Source organism: Gaetbulibacter sp. NE, from assembly GCF_025548475.1.
In the GTDB taxonomy this organism is placed as follows: Bacteria; Bacteroidota; Bacteroidia; order Flavobacteriales; family Flavobacteriaceae; genus Gaetbulibacter_B; species Gaetbulibacter_B jejuensis.
The window spans coordinates 950,952-970,010 of the sequence record NZ_JAOQHY010000001.1; the positions used below are offsets into that span (position 1 = coordinate 950,952).

The window sequence follows — 19,059 nt, forward strand, 5'->3', positions numbered from 1 at the left end:
TCCTTAAAAAAAGGATGTCGTTTCTATCCTTAACACAAGTCAAAATTACTACTAAAAAATAAGTACATTTACGGTAATAAACCTTTCGTCTTTTTGAATTTTAGTTACTGGGAAATAAAAACATGGTTAAGCACTATCGATTTTACTATTGTTGGTAGTGGTATTGTTGGTTTAAACTGTGCGCTACACTTAAAAAATAAATACCCCAAAGCTAAAATTTTAATTTTAGAAAAAGGGATTTTACCTCAAGGCGCAAGTACTAAAAATGCAGGATTTGCTTGTTTTGGTAGCTTAAGCGAAATACTAGATGATTTAAACACACATACCGAAGATGAGGTTGTAAACCTTGTAAAAAAACGTATTGAAGGATTACGATTATTGCGAGAAAACTTATCTGATAAAGCGATAGATTATCAGCAATTGGGTGGTTATGAGCTTTTCTCTGAAACAGACCATGAATTATATGAAGATTGTTTGTCCAAGCGAGAATCAGTAAACAGCTTGTTAAATCCTATTTTTAAGGCTGATGTATTTGGTTTAAGAGGTAATGACTTTAAGTTCAAAAACATCAAAGACAAGTACGTTTTTAATCCGTTTGAAGGTCAAATAGACACAGGTTTAATGATGCAAGCTTTACTAGAAAAAGTATTGCTTAAAGGCATTAAAATACTTAATAGCCTTACACTAGAAGCATTTGAAGAAACTACAGCTTTAGTTCATCTAAAAACTAATGCATTTGAGTTTAAAACCAAAAAACTAATAATAGCCACAAATGGTTTTGCGTCTCAATTATTAGATGAAGATGTAAAACCTGCAAGAGCTCAGGTTTTAATTACTAAACCTATTGAAAACTTACCCATAAAAGGAACGTTTCATTTTGATAAAGGCTATTATTATTTTAGAAATATTGATGATAGAATCCTTTTTGGAGGAGGTCGACACCTTGATTTTAAAGGTGAAGAAACAACAGTATTTAATCAAACCAAACTAATTCAAGACCAACTAGAATTGTTGTTAAAAACCACCATTTTACCTCAAACACCTTTTGAAATTGAGCATAGATGGAGTGGTATAATGGGAGTTGGTAATCAAAAGAAAGCTATTGTTAAACAAGTGTCCAATAATGTATTTTGTGGTGTGCGTTTAGGAGGCATGGGAGTTGCAATAGGTAGTAGTATAGGTAAAGAGTTATCAGAGTTAATTTAAGTGAATATCAAGCAAGAACTATACAGTCAGTGTTTAAATTTTGTTGAAAACAGAATTGAAGCTATCAAGCGTAACATAGAAGAAATTCAACAATCATTACTTTCTGAAACCAAAAGTAGTGCAGGAGATAAGCACGAAACAGGTCGCGCTATGATTCAGTTAGAGCGAGAAAAAGCAGGTGAACAACTTAGAGATGCTGAAGCTTTAAAAGAGGTTCTTTTTAAAGTAAATCCTTTAAGTACAACTTTAAAAATTACCTTAGGAAGTGTTGTTTACACTAGCGATTTAAATTATTTTATAGCAATAAGTGCTGGTCAAATACGTATTAACGGAATAGCGTTTTTTGCAATTTCTCCACAAACACCAATAGGTCAAAAACTAACAGGGAAAAGGATAGGTGATGAGGTTGTTTTTAGAGATAAAACCTTTAAAATCACTAAGGTTGAGTGACAACTTCTAAACACACGTTTGCTCCTTTTTCTAGTATAGTATGGTGGTTAAAAAATACCGAACTTCCATTGTATATAGCTTCAATTAAAACATGTGTTCCCTTAAAGTAAGACTGTTTTACGGTAACATTCAGCTTAGAGTTTTCAACCACTTTTAATTGATGTGCGTAGATAATTTGACCACCAATAGTATTAAACTCTCCAAAAAAAGAAGCAATTAAAGGTTCTTTAGGATTTTTAAAAAGAGCTTCAGGTGTGTTGTTTGCAACAATTTTTGAATCGTTTAAGACTAAAATTCGATCAGCATATCCTAAGACGTCTTCTTTATCATGTGTGGCAACAACGCAAGCAATGTTTTTTGCTTTTAAATAGTTAAAAAGATTTCGTCTTAGACTTTGTTTTTTAAAATTATCAATATGGCTAAAAGGTTCATCTAGCAACAATATTTCAGGTTGTTTTGCAATAGCTCTAGCTAACGCTACACGTTGTTTTTGACCTCCACTAAGCAGTTTTACTTTAGTTTTGGCAAAGTCATTTAATTCAACTACTCCAAGAAGTTCATTAACGCGTTCTTTTTTCTCTTCAGGAAAAAAATTAGATAGGAATGCGCCTATATTTTCTTCAACAGAAGTAAAAGGCATTAAATCGAATTCTTGCGATACATATTTCATAAAGGGATAGCCAACAACAAGATTATACTCAGGGCCTAAAATTTCGGTCGTATTCCAAAACAGTTGTCCTTTGGTGCAATCTAACTCTCCGTAAATAAGTTTCAACAGTGTTGATTTACCTGAACCACTTTCGCCAATAATTGAAATATGCTCTCCTTTTTTAACAGTGAAGTCAATACCTTTAAGTATAAAATCTTTACTGTATTTAAATGAAATGTTCTTTACGCTTAGCATGCTGCAAAAGTACCATAAAAAAATCGCTCAAGTGACTGAGCGATTTTAGAAATTTTATATAAAAGTATGTTACTGTTTTATAAATTTTTGAGTTTTAATTGAATTTCCAGAAATGATTCTTAAAACATAATTTCCTGCACTTAAGTAGGACACATCTAAGGTTAAAGCATCTAATTTAGCATTGCTAACACGTTTACCTGAGATATCGAAAATAGTATAAATAGCATTTTCAAGGCTATCAGCAGGAAGAGAAATATTCAAAAAGTCTTTTGTAGGGTTAGGGTAGATAATTAAGTTATCTGTTAGCGTATCGTCCAATCCAAGAGTTTCTCCTTCAACAACCACCACACTAGTATTTATTGTTGGGTTTTCAACAATATCTATAATGCCAGAAGGCCAATAAATAGTAATATTATTAATACTTGTTTGAGAACCTAAGCCAAAGTGAGTGTTAAGTGTACTCATGTATTTAAAACCCTCTCCACTTCTTACGTCTCTTATTTGAGTACCTGAATCTGTATGAATTTCAACCCTGGCTCCAATACCATGAATATTGCTAACTGTACCTACAGTATTAATTGTTATCCAGTTGTTAGGTGTTGTATTGTTCCAGTATATGGTTTCGTTGTAGTAAGCATCGATGAAGCCATCATTGTTTAAGTCTCCAAACGATCCGTTGGCGTAACTCAATTGCGCATTATCTATATCTTCAAATGTGAGGTCTCCTTTTCCATACATAATTGTACCATTACAAGCAATGTCTAAAAAACCATCATTGTCAAAATCATAGCTTACGTTTTCATGACCAGTAGGAGCAGTACTTACACCTGCCCCAGAAGTTACATCGGTAAAAGTACCATTACCATTATTTCTCATTAATTTGTGACTTCCTGAACTTGCACCAACAAACACATCCATGTCTCCATCGTTATCATAATCTCCCCAAGTAGAAGACCATGTTTGCATTGGGTCGTCAAGTCCTAAGGCAGTAGCGTTTTCAGTAAAAGTACCATCTCCATTATTGGTTAACATTTGATTGGTTCTTCTTGCTACTTCTCCTCCGCATTTTGCAATAAACATATCAATATCTCTATCGTTATCATAATCAATCCAGATAGATCCATAATTACCACCAGATGAATAATCACCTAATCCACCTTGGTTAAATGTTAGGTTGCCATTTCCATCGTTAATATAGAAAACGTTAGGAGCAACATCATGACAAACAAAAGCGTCGAGATGCCCATCGTTATTGATGTCAACAAAGTTTGTGCGTTGAGAAAATACGTCTTCAGGACCAGAGATTTCAATAAAAGCAGTACCTGTATCATTTGCCTTCATAAAAGTAACTCCAAAAGTGTTTCCATAAACTAGGTCTGTATATCCATTAGCATCAAAGTCTGCTGCTGCCATACTCCACCCAGGCATAAAGTCAGCTTCAGGTGTCGGTAAATTAGCTTCATTAAAACCTCCTGTACCTAATTGGTAATGGATATTTACATTAGTATTTGATACAGAAACGATATCGTCTAAGAAGTCATTGTTCATGTCTACAACAGTTAAATCGTAACCAGAGGCAACATCTATTGGATCTTGAGTAAAGTTAACTCTAGATAATACAGGTGTAGTAAAGTTAACAGGACCTATCCAATTGCTATAATCTCCACCTCCACAATTTCCTCTAACATAAACTTCATAAGTTGTATTGTCTAATAAGCTACTAGCCTCATAAGGATTATTAAAAGTTGTGCTTTCTCCTGATCCCGTTGGCACTCCTGTTCCCACCAATTGAATGACTATTTCCCAAGATGATTCTACATCACCAGCTTGCCAGAAAATATCTGCAGAATCATAAGAAACGTTGCTCACACTAAGATTAGTTATATTAGGACAAGCAGGAGGCATTTGAGAATAAATGGTTGGTGAGGTAAGACAAAATCCCCAACCCCAAGAACCATTATCATTATAATGAATTCGATATTGAAAGTTTGCCAGTTGGTTGGTAGTAAAAGCTGAAATGTTTAAATGACCTGCATTTAAGGCTTCAGGTGGACCACCACAAAAATTGCTGTTTGGCGCACCAGATGAATTAGAAGTAATAGGAGTTCCCCAACTAATCCAACTTGAAGCATCATCATCCCAATACTCTAAACTTAAAGATTCATCTTGATAAATACTTATAACATAATTTGCATCTACTAGTATCCATGTTTCACCTGCATTATAAGCATTGGTTAGATTAATTACTGGAGAAACAGCAGCAATATTATTTATTGAGTTATCCCCAGCTTCGTCTTCATCAAATGAAAATGTTGATGAATCTACTGTTGGGTTTTCTACAAAAAATAATGGATTACTATCATAGGTTCCTGACAGTGTCCAGTTGGTATTTGGCCAATTGGCTGATTGATTTAAAACTTGAGCACTTAAGCAGCTCGAAATTAAAAATAAAACTAGAGTAATTTTTTTCATATCATGATTAGTTTTAATTTATTGGCAATCTGTATTTAAGGAGTTTATCCATTCTTCTATTAATCTAACGCCTTCAACATGTTTTAAAGTTCTACCCAGTAAAGGCATTCTATATTGATCTTGCACAGAATTAATTCTAAAGTGTAGTATGGATTCGTTAAAGTTGTTTGGTGTTACTATTGTTGTTAGCCCTTCGACTTGCGTATCAGCATCAACACAAACACCCATGTTTTCTTGGTTGTCGTTTTCGTTAAAAGCAAAACGCATTGACCTGTACTCACAATAACTCTCGTCTGAGTGACAATGTGCACAGTTTATGTCAATGTATGACCTAGCTCTAATTTCTAAAGGAAGCGACTCATCTTCCCAGTTAACAGTTGATACGATGTTGGAAGGTATGGTGTTTTCTAGGTAACCAACCTCAATCCACTTGTTTAATTGATTTTTTAAACCTTCGGAGTAATTGTATTCTTTATTTATATTTTGCGGTTTAGGACCAATAGGAAGTGGAGTTCCAAATTTGTTATGACAAGTAAAACATTCATTTTTGGAGGGTATTCGGTAATTAACCGTTTTAAGTTGTGAGTTTTCTATCCACTCGATACTTTTAAAGCTGCCATCATCTGTAAAAGTCGCTTCGGTTTGTTCATCATTCCAAACATATTTTGCAAAATCCCAACCTTCATCAGTCATGTACATTAATCGGGTTTCAATAAGAACGGTTGTATTTGTTGGTTGAACATTTTCGTAATAAAAATTTTTAATCAGTACTGTACCAACAGGAAAATCGAAAGGACTGTGATCATTAACATATTGAGCTGAAACATTATTAGGCATCCATAAAAAACGTTTTTTATGAGCATAATCACTAAAAAGAGGAGAACTAAGATCGTAAGGAACAACTCCTGAACTAGGATTTAAGTCTTTTAAAGTCCCAGTAAAAAACCCATACTCCGATAAGTTTTGATAAGGTATTTCGTTAAGGTTGAAGCTCACGGTTGAGGTTGAAGTCACAGTAATAGATACAGTTTCAGTAACACAGATTGAAGAGTTTTCATTTTCACAAACCGTGTAAGTAAAGGTGTCTTGACCAGTAAAGTTTGGACTTGGAGTGTAAACCACAAGGTCATCTAAAATAGTTTGCGTGTTATTGTTTAAAATTTCCACAAAACCATTAGAAGCAGTGCTTATTGTTAAAAATCCTTGTTCGGGAATATAACCATCGTTTTCAAAAATAGCTATTTGAACAGAAACAGACTCTTGAGTTGAAGCAGTATCAAGACTTGTTTCAATTTCTCTTGAAACATAATTATCGTCTGAACCACAAGAAAAGCAAACAATTAGTATTCCTAATAACAGAGCTTTTTTCAACATAAGTAAGAAAAGAAGCCTAATATAAGAAATATATCTACTTAAAGCTAAAATCTTTTAAGATATGATGTGTTTATTATTAAATAGTTTAGTATTTGATAAATTTTTGGGTTTTAATTGATGCCCCATATACTACTCTTAAAATATAGTTTCCTGAATTTAAATGTGAAACATCAATAGAGTTTTGACTAAGTTTAGCATTTACTACACGTTTGCCAGTAATATCAAAAATGGTGTAAAAGGCATCTGCTAAATTGTCTATTCTTCCTAAGTTTAAAATGTCTTTAGTTGGGTTTGGATAAAGAATTAAATCATTAACCATTGAATCTTCTAGTCCTAATGTATTAGCTCCTTCTACAATTGTAATACTTCCGTTAATTGATGGGTTGTTAACTTGATCGATAATTCCTGATGGCCAATAAATTCTTATATAGTTTATAGAGCTATCTGTACCAATACCAAAATGTGTATTTAATGTACTCATGTGCCTAAAACCAGTTCCGCTTTGAACATCTCTAATTTGAGTTCCTAAAGCAGAATTAATTTCTACTCTAGCTCCAATACCATTAATATTACTATAACCACCAGCTTGATCTCCAATGGTAATAATTTTTATCCAGTTATTACTGTTACCATCATTTACATAAACACTGTTAGTAAAGACATCTAAGAAACCATCATTGTTTATATCACCAATTGAACCACTAGGAGGACCACTATATACATTAAACTTTAATGTGCCATCACCAAACAAAATAGATCCATTTGAAAGCACATCTAAATACCCATCATTATCAAAATCACCAGCAACACACTCTATCCCTTGATTAGCGCTACTTATACCTGATCCTGCAGTAACATCAGTAAAAGTACCATCATTATTGTTGCGCATTATTTTATGGTCGTTTGCAGTACTTGAGCCAATGTAAATATCCATATCTCCATCGTTATCAAAATCACCCCAAGCCGAAGACCAAGTTTGCATTATATCGTCTAAACCAGCTACAGTTCCTACTTCAGTGTAAGTTCCATTTCCATTGTTTCTGTATAATTGGTTTGTTCTTCTTTCGGTACTACCACCACATTTAGCCATAAACATATCTATATCTCTGTCGTTATCATAATCGACCCAAATAGAACCATAGTTTCCACCCGAAGCATAATCTCCTAATCCATTAGTGTTTTCATAGATGAGATTATTAGAACCATCATTAATATAGGATACACTAGGAGCCGTGTCATGACAAACAAATGCATCTAAATGACCATCATTATTAATATCAACAAAGTTTGAACGTTGTGAAAAAACATATTCAGGACCAGAGATTTCGGTATATGCAGTTCCTGTTGAGTTAGCTTTCATGAATGTTACACCAGAGTTCCCTCCATATAAAAGATCATTGTACCCATTAGCATCCCAGTCTCCTGCAGCTAAACTCCAAGACGGTTTATAATCAGGATAAGAAGTAACTATTTTGGTTTTTTGAAATGTTCCTCCAGCTAATTGATAACGAATAAAGATATAAGGTTTTTCAACAGTTGTGTAAATAGGGTCACCTTCAATATCATATCCTGAAACGTAAGTTGAATCGGTATTAACGGCAACTAAATCGTCTAGAAAATCACCATTCATATCTACCATACCTCTTTTGTAAGAACCAGACATTCCAGAAGCTTGAGTTGTAAATGTAACAGGAACAGGAGGAGTTGGAGGGTTTTCGGTTAATTCAAAGTCAAAGTCATTACTATCTGTATACTTGTTGTCCCAAACAATGTAGTACGTTTGATTTGCAGTTACCTCTACTGTTAACACAGATAAATACGAACCAGTATTTGTTCCTGTAAATGTACCTGAATCATCATCACCACCAACACAAGTTAAGCTTCCACAGGTCCCTGTGTAAATGTGTAAGCGAGTGTCTTTATTTCCATTAACAGGAAGGTCAGAACTCACCGTAATTGAATAATCAGCAGTTGGCACATATTTAACCCACTCAGCAGCAGTAACACTTGAGCTACTACCTGTTATACAAAAATCACTTGGTTCATCGCCATCTATTGTTCCTACAGAGTAAGTTCCGGCAGTAATTGTTGGAGCATTAAACGCATCAGTACATGAGTTATAACTTTGAGCGTTTACTGAAACAGTAACAAAAAAGGCAAAGATTGATATTATTATAGGTTTCATAATTAAGTTATATAAGTAGTATTATTATTCACATATAGTATTTAGCGAGTTTATCCATTCTTCTATTAAGTCAACACCTTCTTTGTGTATTAGTGTTCTTCCTAATAGAGGCATTCTCAAGGATTCCTCTGTTGTATTTAATCTTGTTGGTATTACAGAGCGTTGTATGTTTCCTGGGCTTACAATATAAGTTAACGCAGGATCAATAACTGTATGAGGTTCAACACAAACGCCTAGGTTGGTAATATCTTCTGATTCATTAAAAGCAAATCTTACAGGTCTATAATCGCAGTGTCTATCGTCTGAATGGCAATGCGCACAATTAATGTCTAGATAAGATCTAACACGAAGTTCTAGAGGCTCGTTTTCATCACTCCAGTCAACAACAGAGTAGATGTTTTGAGGAACACTTCCTGTTAAATAACCCATTTCAATCCATTTTTGAAGTTGGTTTTTTGTACCATCTTCATATAAAAAACTTTTGTTTAAGTTTTGTGGTTTAGGGCCTATTGGAATTGAAGTGTCACTAGATGATTTATGACAGGTTAAACATTCTGCTTCAGCAGGAATACGATAATTTACATTTCTTTCAATATTGTTTTCAGTAAAACTGAAAGCTTCAAAACTTCCGTTTAAATCAAAATTGGCTTCAGTTTGTTCTTCGTTCCATTTGTAATTTGCAAATACCCAACCTTCTTCCTTTAAAATCATTAACCTTGTTTCTAGAATTTTGGTTTGCGAACCAGGAGAAACAGTATCAAAATAGAAGTTTTTGATGAGAATTGTTCCAACAGGGAAGTTAAGAACAGAATGGTCATCAACATAGCTAGCACTTACATCTTCAGGCATCCAAACAAATCGTTTTTTGTGAGCATAATCTGAAAACAGAGGAGAAATTAAATCATAAGGTAAAACACCATAAACAGGGTTTAGGTTTGATAAGTCTCCTTCAAAGAAATTATATTCAGAAAGCGTTTGATAAGGAACAGACTCAATGTCAAAAACCACTGGAGACGTTTCAATAGGGTCTTCGTCTTGAGGTAAAGAAATGTAATTGTCGTCTTTGGCACATGAAAACTGTACCAAAACCAACATAATCAGACCGATACGCTGTAAGTAATTTTTTAGCATTTACAGTAAAATTTGGACACCTAAGATAACTATTCGCGTAAAGCAAATAGAATTAATTAGTTGTACTACACGTTTTTACTGTTTATTTGAGTTAAAATGCTATTTTTTATATTAAATTTTCTTTAATCAAGTACTCAGCAATTTGAACTGTATTTGTAGCTGCTCCTTTACGAAGGTTATCGCTTACAATCCAAAGGTTTAAGGAATTGGGTTGTGAGCCATCTCGTCTTATTCTTCCAACAAAAACATCGTCTTTACCGTGTGCATTTATTGCCATTGGGTAAGAGTTGTTTTGTAAATCATCTTGAACCACAACACCATCAGTGTTTTCTAAAATATTTCGTACTTCTTTTAGGTCAAAATCATTTTCAAACTCTACATTAACTGCTTCACTGTGACCACCTGCTGTAGGTATTCTTACAGCAGTAGCAGTGACAGCAATAGTTCTATCATCAAGAATTTTTTGAGTTTCTCTTACGAGTTTCATCTCTTCTTTTGTATAACCGTTTTCTTCAAATACATCGCAATGTGGAATGGCGTTTCGGTGGATTTGATACGGATAAGCCATTTCTCCTTCTACTCCTGCCATTTCATTTTCTAGTTGTTTTACAGCTTTCACTCCTGTTCCAGAAACGGATTGGTAAGTAGAAACTACAATACGTTTTATTTTATATTTTTTATGAAGAGGAGCCAACGCTAAAACCATTTGAATTGTAGAGCAGTTAGGGTTAGCTATAATCTTATCGGTTTTTGTAAGTGTGTTAGCATTAATTTCAGGAACCACTAGTTTTTTATCAAGATCCATTCTCCATGCCGAAGAATTATCAATAACAGTTGTTCCTGCTTCAGCAAATTTTGGAGCCCATTCTAATGAGGTTCCTCCACCAGCAGAAAATAAAGCAATATCAGGACGCATTGCAACAGCATCTTTTAGTCCAACAACAGTATAGTTTTTACCATTAAACAAAACCGATTTTCCTACAGAACGTTCTGAAGCTACAGGAATAAGTTCGGTTAAAGGGAAGTTACGCTCGCTAAGAACATTTAACATTACTTCTCCTACCATACCAGTTGCACCAACTACAGCTACTTTCATTTTTTAATGCTTTTATAAATTAAGTTAACAAAGCTAAGTATTAATTCCTTTGTATTGAACGAAAAAAGCCTTCGTTTTTTCATCAACAAAGGCTTTTTAACAATAAATTTTCAATTGTTAAATTATTAACAAGAAACTACTTTTTTAATAAGTCTCTAATTTCTGCTAATAACTCATTATCTGATGGTCCTGCAGGAGCTGCTGGAGCAGGTTCTTCTTTCTTCTTCATTTTGTTAACTCCTTTTATAACCATAAACATTACAAAAGCAACAATTACAAAGTCGATAACGTTGGTTAAGAAATCTCCCCATAGTACAGCAACTTCACCAACGGTTTCACCAGCATCATTTAAGGTGCCTTCGGTAATAATCCATTTTTGGTCTTTGAAGTCTGATTTGAAAATTAATCCAATTAAGGGAGAAACAATTCCGCCTGTAAACGAACTTACTACTTTGTTAAAAGCAGCACCCATTACAAAGGCAACAGCAATATCTACCAAGTTGCCCTTCATTGCGAATTCTTTAAATTCTTTAAGCATAATAAATTGTTTTATAGTTAGTATGTTACTAAAATAACTAAAAAATTATTACAACACATTGAGTTAATCAATAAAAGTTCTTTTGATGCGTTGGGATATAGCAGTTAAAATTTCGTAGGAAATGGTACTTGCCGAGGAAGCAAGGGCTTCAGCAGTATATGTATTATCAAATACAATAACCTCATCTCCTTCTTCGCAGTCAATAGCTGTAACATCTACCATAATCATGTCCATACACACATTGCCAAGTATGTATGCGCGTTGATTGTTTATGGTAACAAACCCTTTTCCTTTACCATATTGTCTTCCAATACCATCAGCATGCCCAACAGGTATTGTTGCGGTTTTAACTGGGTTTTTAGCAACAAAACCTCTATTGTAACCAAGGCTTTCTCCTTTATTAATATGATGAATTTGCGAGATTACAGATTTTAAACTTGCAATGGGTTTTAAGTTTTTGTTTTGTTCAGCTGAATTACCAAAACCATACAAGCCAATACCACTTCTAACCATATCAAAGTGTGCTTCAGGGTAATTTAAAATACCAGAAGTATTGCACATGTGTTTTAAAACAGAATAACCTAGATTGTTTTCAAAAACGGATATGATGTTTTTAAAACTTTGTATTTGAGATAGCGTAAATTCTTTTTCGTTTAAATCTTCACTAGCTGCCATATGCGAAAAAATAGATTTCACTTTAACAGCATTAGTTTTTTTTAAGGTGTCAATAATCTCTTTGCTGTCATTCTCATTAAAACCTAATCTATTTAAACCTGTATTAAATTTAATATGAATAGGATATTGCTGAAGCTTTTCTTTTTCAGCTTCAGCAATAAATGCTTTTAAAACTTTAAAGCTATATATACTTGGTTCTAAACAGCGTTCAATAATTGTTTTAAAATTTGTAGGTTGAGGATGAAGCACCAAAATAGGCTTGGTGACACCAGCATCTCGTAATGTTATACCTTCTTGTACATAAGCTACCGCAAAATAATCAGCATTTAAATCTTGAAGTTTTAATGCAATTCTACCAGGATCACTTCCGTATCCAAAAGCCTTAACAACAGCAAGAAACTTAGTGTTTTCTGAGGTTTTGGAAGTAAGGTAATTATAATTGTGCTCTAAAGATTTTAAGTTAATCTCAAGCGTAGTTTCTTGAACTTTAGGCATTGTCGTCTTGTGGTTTATTAGAAAGATCCTCAGGATCATTAACCTTCATATTTCTTACCTTATCACGCAACATGGTTTTATAAAAAGCGGCTCTACTTAAAGGTTCGTATTCTTCAACTTCACCTAATAATACAAGATTATCATTTTTAGATTTTCTATAGCTGTACTGAGCCAGATTTCCTGTTTTTGTGCATATAGCGTGTACTTTTGTAACATATTCTGCAGTTGCCATTAAATAAGGCATTGGACCAAAAGGATTACCTTTAAAATCCATATCTAAACCTGCTACAATAACTCGAATACCTTTGTTTGCTAGGTCGTTGCAAACCCTTACAATTTCATCATCAAAAAATTGAGCCTCATCAATACCTACAACATCACAACCATCAGCCAAAATAGGAATGTTGGCTGCGGCAGGAACAGGAGTTGAGCGAATTTCGTTAGAGTCGTGCGACACAACTTTTTCATCGTCATAACGTATGTCAATTGCAGGTTTAAAAATTTCTACTTTTTGTCTTGCAAATTGAGCACGTTTTAATCTGCGAATCAATTCTTCGGTTTTACCCGAGAACATTGAACCGCAAATAACTTCAATCCATCCAAATTGTTCTTTATGATTTACTGTATTTTCGAGAAACATTTTGTAATTTTAACACTAAAACAGGGAAAATTCCCGTTTGCATAAAGGTGGCGTAAATTTATTAAAAATCAAAAGTATAATTTGGATTAAATTTTAAAAGTTATGAAGAAGAAATTGGAATCAGAATTAATTAGCATTGCGCATCGAATTCTTAAACTAAAAGGAAGAGAAGATGTTGATAAAATGCATGCTGAAGTATCTGCTCTGTATGAAAAACTTACCGTTTTAAAGTTTGCCCAAGAAAACTTTGAAGATGATATGCCAACTATAGGTGGAGACTCGTCGTTTTTTGGAATGTTGGATGTTGCTTTCAATAATAAAGTAAGTGACAATATTGAGGTTGAAGACAAAATTTACATAAACCTTGACGATGTTGAAGACGATGGCATTATGGAGCCAGTAATGGAAAAAATTAAGGATATTGTTGCCCAAATGCCTGAAGAAACCCAACAAATTGATGAAGTGTTTGAAAAAGCGATTCCTAAAACCAATTATCATAAAAACGATTTAGAAGAGTTAACAGCTGATTTTAAAGAGATGCCAATTTTTGAACCTGTTGCCGAAGCTAAACAAGACATAAAGAAGTCGCTTAACGATAAGCTAAAGCGAAGAGGAATTACTATTGGTTTAAATGATAAAATTGCATTTATCAAGCATTTGTTTGATGGTAAAAATGAAGATTACGACAGAGTGCTTTCTCAAATAAATACATCAAGCTCTTTTCAAGAAGCGAGTCATTTAATTCAAAATATCGTAAAACCTGATTACAACCAATGGGAAGGAAAAGAGGATTACGAAGAACGCTTCATGGAAATTATTGAAAGTAAGTTTGATTAATAATTTAAGTACAACCAACCCATAATAGGTTTTTGTAGTTCTGGTATTTCTAGTATATAATAATATGTACCAACAGGTAATAAGCTAGAAGTTTCTGGGAATCCCATATTTGGTTTTCCATCCCAATTATTTCTGTAGTTATCACTTTGATAAATTTGAACTCCTAAACGGTTAAAAATCTTAATTCGGTTTTCTGGATAATCTTCAATACAAGGAATTACTAAAAAGTCATTTGAAGAATCATTGTTAGGAGAAATTCCTTGAGGTATTTCTAAGCAATTGTTTACAGCAACTTCGGCATTATCGCTATTGTTTGTATCGTCCCTATCAGTTTCATTTACTGTGCCCAATAAAGCAATGTTTAATAGGTTTTCAGAGGATAAAACACGAGCAGTAATCGTTAATGTTTCTAATTGACCGGAAGTAAGTGAAGCAATTGACCAAGTAAAGCTTGATGCATCAAAAACGCCTTCAGAAACAGTTGAAGATATGTACTCATAACCACTAGGTAAATTGTCAATAACCTCAATAAGTGTAGCTGTAGTTTGACCTAGGTTACTTGCGGTAATTGTAAAGATCACCTCTTCACCAATAGAAACTTCTTCTGGCGAAACAGATTTTAAAATTTCAATATCTACATCAGTAGTGTCTTGTAAAACCGTTAACTCAGCATAGGCTTGTGAAGTGTCAATATTGTTTTGGTCGCTAAAGTTAGAGCTGTCATTAATATGAGTACCAATGCTACTAGATGTCACCGAAACTGCAAAAGTACAGCTTGCAACACCTTCAGGAAAGGTTAGGTTAGTTACGCCTACAAAGGTGTCTCCACTTGTTCCTGTAAATGTTGATGTACAACCATTGTCTTCAACCCAATAGGCTTCTCCAGAAAGTACTACACCAGCAGGTAAATTATCGGTAAATGAAATGTTGGTTTGCGAAGGGTTTGAAGCAATATTGTAAACTGTAAAAGTTAAAGTACTTTCTTGACCTTCAAAAATAGTATCAGGATCAAACGCTTTAGTTAAAGTAGGTGCAATAACTTGAACGTTGCTTATTGAAATATTTGTTTCAGGAGTTAACTCATTATTTTCAGCAATATCTGGAGTTGCTTCGGCAGTATTGTTAAAAGCTCCACCAAAACTTGGTGCAGTAACAGGAATTCGTATTCTAACAGTTGAACCAGATTCCATATTAGGAATTACACCCGAAATAGTATTTCCGGTTACTGAAAAGCCACTCATACAAGTAGCAGTACCAGCAGTAACACTACATGTTGGGTCACCAACAACTGTAAAGTTAGCGTCTAATATATCTTCAAAAAATATGTTTGTAGCGTTAGAGCTTGTTGTGCTATTACTTATGTCAATTATCCAATCAAAAGGCTGGTTAACGGTAACTTGAGTAAACTCAGGAAAGGTTTGTACAATTAAATCTACACAAGGTGCTAAATATGAAGTTACTTGAGAACTGTTATTTGAAGGACTTGCATCAATAATATCATCGCCAATATGATTTGCTGTAACATTATTTATAACAGGAATAGCAGCGCTTGAACAACCAGGTTGCCAATTTACAGTTGCTTGAAATGTTACAGAACTTTGCGCAGGTAATTCCCAATTGTCTTCAACGGTAATTCCCCAAAATTCATCAAACTCACCATCTTCTGGTTCACCATCAAAAACCACATCTATGTTTGCGTTTGTAATAGTAAAACATTCAGCAGTACCAGTTGTTGAAACACATTCAACAGAAAGTAAACTAGCAGAAACAGGTATGCTTCCAGCTAAAGTCATATAATCTGAAAGCTCGATAAAAGTATCTACATCACCAGCATTTGTAACGGTTATTTCATAAGTGATTGGTCCCCAATCTGTAGTGTTGTTAGCGTCTCCGCCTTCAGGTAATTCTGGTGCAATTTGTGTTTTTATAACTTGTATATCAGATGCAGGACAAGATGCAGTAGGAGGTAATGTAACAAAATCACTTTGAGCGCTATTTTCAATATTTGAATCAAAAAGCTGACTTTGCATAATATTGGTTCCGCTTCTTACATGTGCAAGTGTATTTTGTGTACTTGTTGAGCACTCTGGTTCTAGGAAAATTACTGTTGTTTCAATAGTAATGGTTGCTCCAACAGGCATAGTAAACGTATCACTAGCCCACAACGTATTCATATCAGTAATAGTAAAATCATCGCATGTAACATCTCCTGTTGTGCCTAAACAGGTTATGCTTATTATATCCCAAGTTACTGTAGTAGATAGGTTTTGTAGAAAGAAAACAATAGGAGCGTCAAGAGGTCCATTATTACAAACTGTAGTTTCAAAGGTGACTTCTTCTCCCCAATCAACAATGGTAGAAACATCAGGATTTGTTTGAATAGTATCAATACAAATATCAGTCACATTACATAATTCTGCAGTCAATAAATTAGTTTGAACTAAATTAGAACTATCCGAAGATTCATTAACGTGGTTTAGCTCAATATTAATATAACTATCTACAATTATTTGCTGTGGATCAAAAGCACAACTAGGTTGTAGAAATTGATAAACAACCTGAAAAGTTATAGAGCCGCCTGAAGTAAACACATGAGGTGTGCCATAACTAAAAATAGCTGACGTTGTATTTACAACAGTTAATGGACCATTTACAGTAGAGAGATCTGGACACTCTGTTCCATTGGTTGAGCCAACACATTCTATAGATTGTAATTGTACAACTGGTTGACCATATTCAAAAGGAGATTGCAATGTCATAAACCCAGTTATTCCATATAAAGGGTAAGAAACACTACTATTATTGGTGATTGTAAATTCATAAGTTACAGTATCGTTCCAGGCGCTAATTCCTGTTCCTTCAGCAGGACTTATTTGAGAATATATTACCGAAAAATCAATAGGTATATCAATAACATCAATAGAAATTATAGACTGGTTGTTTGATGTATTGGTGTCGGTAGTGCCTGATGGAGGAGAGACTAATGCATCAAAAGCAATTCCTCCAATATCTGTAGGCGCATTAACATTAATTCGTATTTCAACGCTAGAGTTATTGGGTAAACTAGCAACACTTCCTGTGAGGACGTTATTGAGGTCAAGGTTGAAATTTTCGGCATCACTTGCACCTCCTAAATTGTTTTGCGAAACATAAGAGTTAACAACAACGTCATCATTAAGGTTTAAAGAAAAAGTAGCATTACTTACCGCATTTCCAGAATTTATAATTGTAACTATGTACTGAAATTCTTGGTAGATTTGAACCTGAGAAACATCGGTACCACTCAGGTTTTGAGCCTCTACAACTACTGCTAAATCTGTCGTTTGAGCAGATAATTTAAAAAAACAGAGACAAAAAATCACGAGGCTTAAAACGCTTTTGAACATAGGTTGGTTTTTACAAATAGATGTCAAATAATAAAAATGGTTGTGTGAAGATAGTTTAAAAGATTGTAAATTTGACTGTTACTTAGCATTTATGAGCAAACTTTATATTGTACCCACACCAATAGGAAACCTAAAAGATATGACTTTTAGGGCTGTTGAAGTATTAGAACAAGCCGATTTAATTTTAGCTGAAGACACACGTACTTCAGGGAAATTACTAAAGCATTTTGAAATAACTACTCCTATGCAATCGCACCACATGCATAATGAGCATAAAATGGTTGAAAGTTTAGTAAATAAACTAAAAAGCGGAACAACAATAGCGCTTATAAGCGATGCAGGAACACCAGCAATTTCAGATCCTGGATTTTTATTAACGAGAGCTTGTGTTGAAAACGCTATTGAAGTAGAGTGTTTACCAGGAGCAACCGCTTTTGTACCTGCTTTAGTAAATAGTGGTTTGCCTAACGATAAATTTGTGTTTGAAGGCTTTTTGCCTGTAAAAAAAGGGAGACAAACACGATTGACTTTTTTAGCAGAAGAAACCAGAACCATGATTTTTTATGAAAGCCCTCATAAACTTATAAAAACACTTACTAATTTTTGTGAGTACTTTGGTGAAGATCGCCAAGTATCTGTTTCTAGAGAGTTAACAAAACTCTATGAAGAAACGGTTAGAGGTACTGCAAAAGAGGTTTTAGAACACTACACAAACAAGCCACCAAAAGGCGAAATTGTAATTGTGGTTGCTGGGAAGAAGTAATTTGAAATTCTGAAATTGGATTCAGAATTAAAAACAGTTCAATGCAAGAACTACTAAACAACATAAAGCAATGTACTATCTGTAAAGACCATTTACCACTTGGTCCAAACCCAGTTGTTTCAGCACATAAAAACTCTAAAATTGTAATTATTGGTCAAGCACCAGGAACCAAAGTACATGCGTCTGGAATTCCTTGGGATGATGCTAGTGGAAAGCAACTTAGAACATGGCTTAATGTTACTGACCAACAGTTTTACAATCCTGAACATTTTGCCATTATACCTATGGGTTTTTGTTATCCAGGAAAAGGGAAGAGTGGCGATTTACCACCACGACAAGAATGTGCTCCACAATGGCATGAGTTGTTGTTACAGCAAATGCCCAAAGTAGAGCTTGTGATTTTAATAGGCATGTATGCGCAGAAGTATTATTTAAAAGAGAAGGCGAAGCAAACACTTACCAAAACAGTAAAAGACTTTAAAACGTATTTACCATACTATTTTCCGTTACCTCACCCAAGCCCAAGAAACCGATTTTGGTTAAGCAAAAACCCTTGGTTTGAAGTTGAGGTGTTACCCGAACTTCAGAAAAGAGTTAATAGCATTTTAATATAATCAAGAAAACTATTTAGCTTATTGTCAGGCTTTTGTGTTGTAGCCTTTCTGTATTTTGCCTGGGCTTCAATATTTTTAGGGTTTTGTTTGCTAAAGTTTTTAGACATTTTTAGTTCGTGTTTTTGATCCATACGCCTGTTAATAAATACTAGTATGGCAATTAAAAACAAAAACAAAAACAAAAGTCCTCTTTTAGAGTATAAAAAGTCCATTTTATAAAATATTTAAGCCTAAATTAAATCAAGCTGATAAATACAACTGTGACAAGGTTTAAGCTGTCATATTTATATAAC

The 19,059-nt window shown here is 34.1% G+C and carries 15 protein-coding genes; 5 read left to right on the top strand and 10 right to left on the bottom strand.

Going from position 1 to position 19,059, the window contains the following annotated elements; all coding sequences use genetic code 11:
• Positions 1-93: 93 nt before the first annotated feature.
• Positions 94-1,206 (top strand): NAD(P)/FAD-dependent oxidoreductase, encoded by a 1,113-nt coding sequence (locus tag OD803_RS04405; RefSeq protein ID WP_262732490.1) that lies wholly within the window; start codon positions 94-96, stop codon positions 1,204-1,206.
• A complete protein-coding gene (locus OD803_RS04410; protein ID WP_134198303.1) occupies positions 1,207-1,656 on the top strand; it encodes a GreA/GreB family elongation factor in 450 nt (149 codons plus the stop codon).
• On the opposite strand, the gene OD803_RS04415 is transcribed toward OD803_RS04410, so the two are convergent.
• The 9 genes from OD803_RS04415 to OD803_RS04455 all read right to left on the bottom strand — a co-directional run bounded on the left by OD803_RS04415 (position 1,643) and on the right by OD803_RS04455 (position 13,166).
• Positions 1,643-2,560 (bottom strand): ABC transporter ATP-binding protein, encoded by a 918-nt coding sequence (locus OD803_RS04415; protein ID WP_262732491.1) that lies wholly within the window; start codon positions 2,558-2,560, stop codon positions 1,643-1,645. The genes OD803_RS04410 and OD803_RS04415 overlap by 14 nt on opposite strands.
• A gap of 69 nt (positions 2,561-2,629) precedes the next feature.
• Positions 2,630-5,032, bottom strand: coding sequence for an FG-GAP-like repeat-containing protein (locus tag OD803_RS04420; RefSeq protein ID WP_262732492.1), 2,403 nt, complete (start codon positions 5,030-5,032; stop codon positions 2,630-2,632).
• Between the two features lie 18 nt (positions 5,033-5,050).
• Entirely contained in the window at positions 5,051-6,406 is a 1,356-nt protein-coding gene (locus tag OD803_RS04425) for an Ig-like domain-containing protein (RefSeq protein WP_262732493.1), read from the bottom strand.
• A gap of 85 nt (positions 6,407-6,491) precedes the next feature.
• On the bottom strand, positions 6,492-8,591 hold the full coding sequence (locus tag OD803_RS04430; protein ID WP_262732494.1) for an FG-GAP-like repeat-containing protein: 2,100 nt from the start codon (positions 8,589-8,591) through the stop codon (positions 6,492-6,494).
• A gap of 24 nt (positions 8,592-8,615) precedes the next feature.
• Positions 8,616-9,722, bottom strand: coding sequence for a hypothetical protein (locus OD803_RS04435; protein WP_262732495.1), 1,107 nt, complete (start codon positions 9,720-9,722; stop codon positions 8,616-8,618).
• Between the two features lie 106 nt (positions 9,723-9,828).
• Positions 9,829-10,818, bottom strand: coding sequence for an aspartate-semialdehyde dehydrogenase (locus tag OD803_RS04440; RefSeq protein ID WP_262732496.1), 990 nt, complete (start codon positions 10,816-10,818; stop codon positions 9,829-9,831).
• A gap of 136 nt (positions 10,819-10,954) precedes the next feature.
• Positions 10,955-11,356 (bottom strand): large-conductance mechanosensitive channel protein MscL, encoded by a 402-nt coding sequence (mscL, locus tag OD803_RS04445; RefSeq protein WP_129759847.1) that lies wholly within the window; start codon positions 11,354-11,356, stop codon positions 10,955-10,957.
• A 63-nt stretch (positions 11,357-11,419) separates the two neighbouring features.
• Positions 11,420-12,526, bottom strand: a complete 1,107-nt coding sequence (gene alr / locus OD803_RS04450; protein WP_262732497.1) for an alanine racemase — start codon at positions 12,524-12,526, stop codon at positions 11,420-11,422.
• Positions 12,519-13,166, bottom strand: coding sequence for a thymidine kinase (locus OD803_RS04455; RefSeq protein WP_129759849.1), 648 nt, complete (start codon positions 13,164-13,166; stop codon positions 12,519-12,521). Before OD803_RS04455 ends, alr begins: the two co-directional genes overlap by 8 nt.
• A gap of 102 nt (positions 13,167-13,268) precedes the next feature.
• On the opposite strand from OD803_RS04455, the gene OD803_RS04460 reads away from it, so the two are divergent.
• Positions 13,269-14,003 carry a hypothetical protein gene (locus OD803_RS04460; protein WP_262732498.1) on the top strand — a complete coding sequence of 245 codons (735 nt, stop codon included), beginning with the start codon at positions 13,269-13,271 and terminating at the stop codon, positions 14,001-14,003.
• On the opposite strand, the gene OD803_RS14640 is transcribed toward OD803_RS04460, so the two are convergent.
• Entirely contained in the window at positions 14,000-17,365 is a 3,366-nt protein-coding gene (locus OD803_RS14640) for a DUF7933 domain-containing protein (RefSeq protein WP_262732499.1), read from the bottom strand. The two genes, OD803_RS04460 and OD803_RS14640, sit on opposite strands and share 4 nt — an antisense overlap.
• A gap of 115 nt (positions 17,366-17,480) precedes the next feature.
• On the opposite strand from OD803_RS14640, the gene rsmI reads away from it, so the two are divergent.
• Positions 17,481-18,152 carry a 16S rRNA (cytidine(1402)-2'-O)-methyltransferase gene (gene rsmI, locus OD803_RS04470; RefSeq protein WP_129759852.1) on the top strand — a complete coding sequence of 224 codons (672 nt, stop codon included), beginning with the start codon at positions 17,481-17,483 and terminating at the stop codon, positions 18,150-18,152.
• 41 nt (positions 18,153-18,193) lie between these two features.
• The gene (locus tag OD803_RS04475) at positions 18,194-18,766 is read left to right on the top strand and encodes a uracil-DNA glycosylase family protein (protein WP_262732500.1); all 573 of its coding nucleotides are present in this window, start codon (positions 18,194-18,196) and stop codon (positions 18,764-18,766) included.
• Positions 18,767-19,059 lie beyond the last annotated feature (293 nt).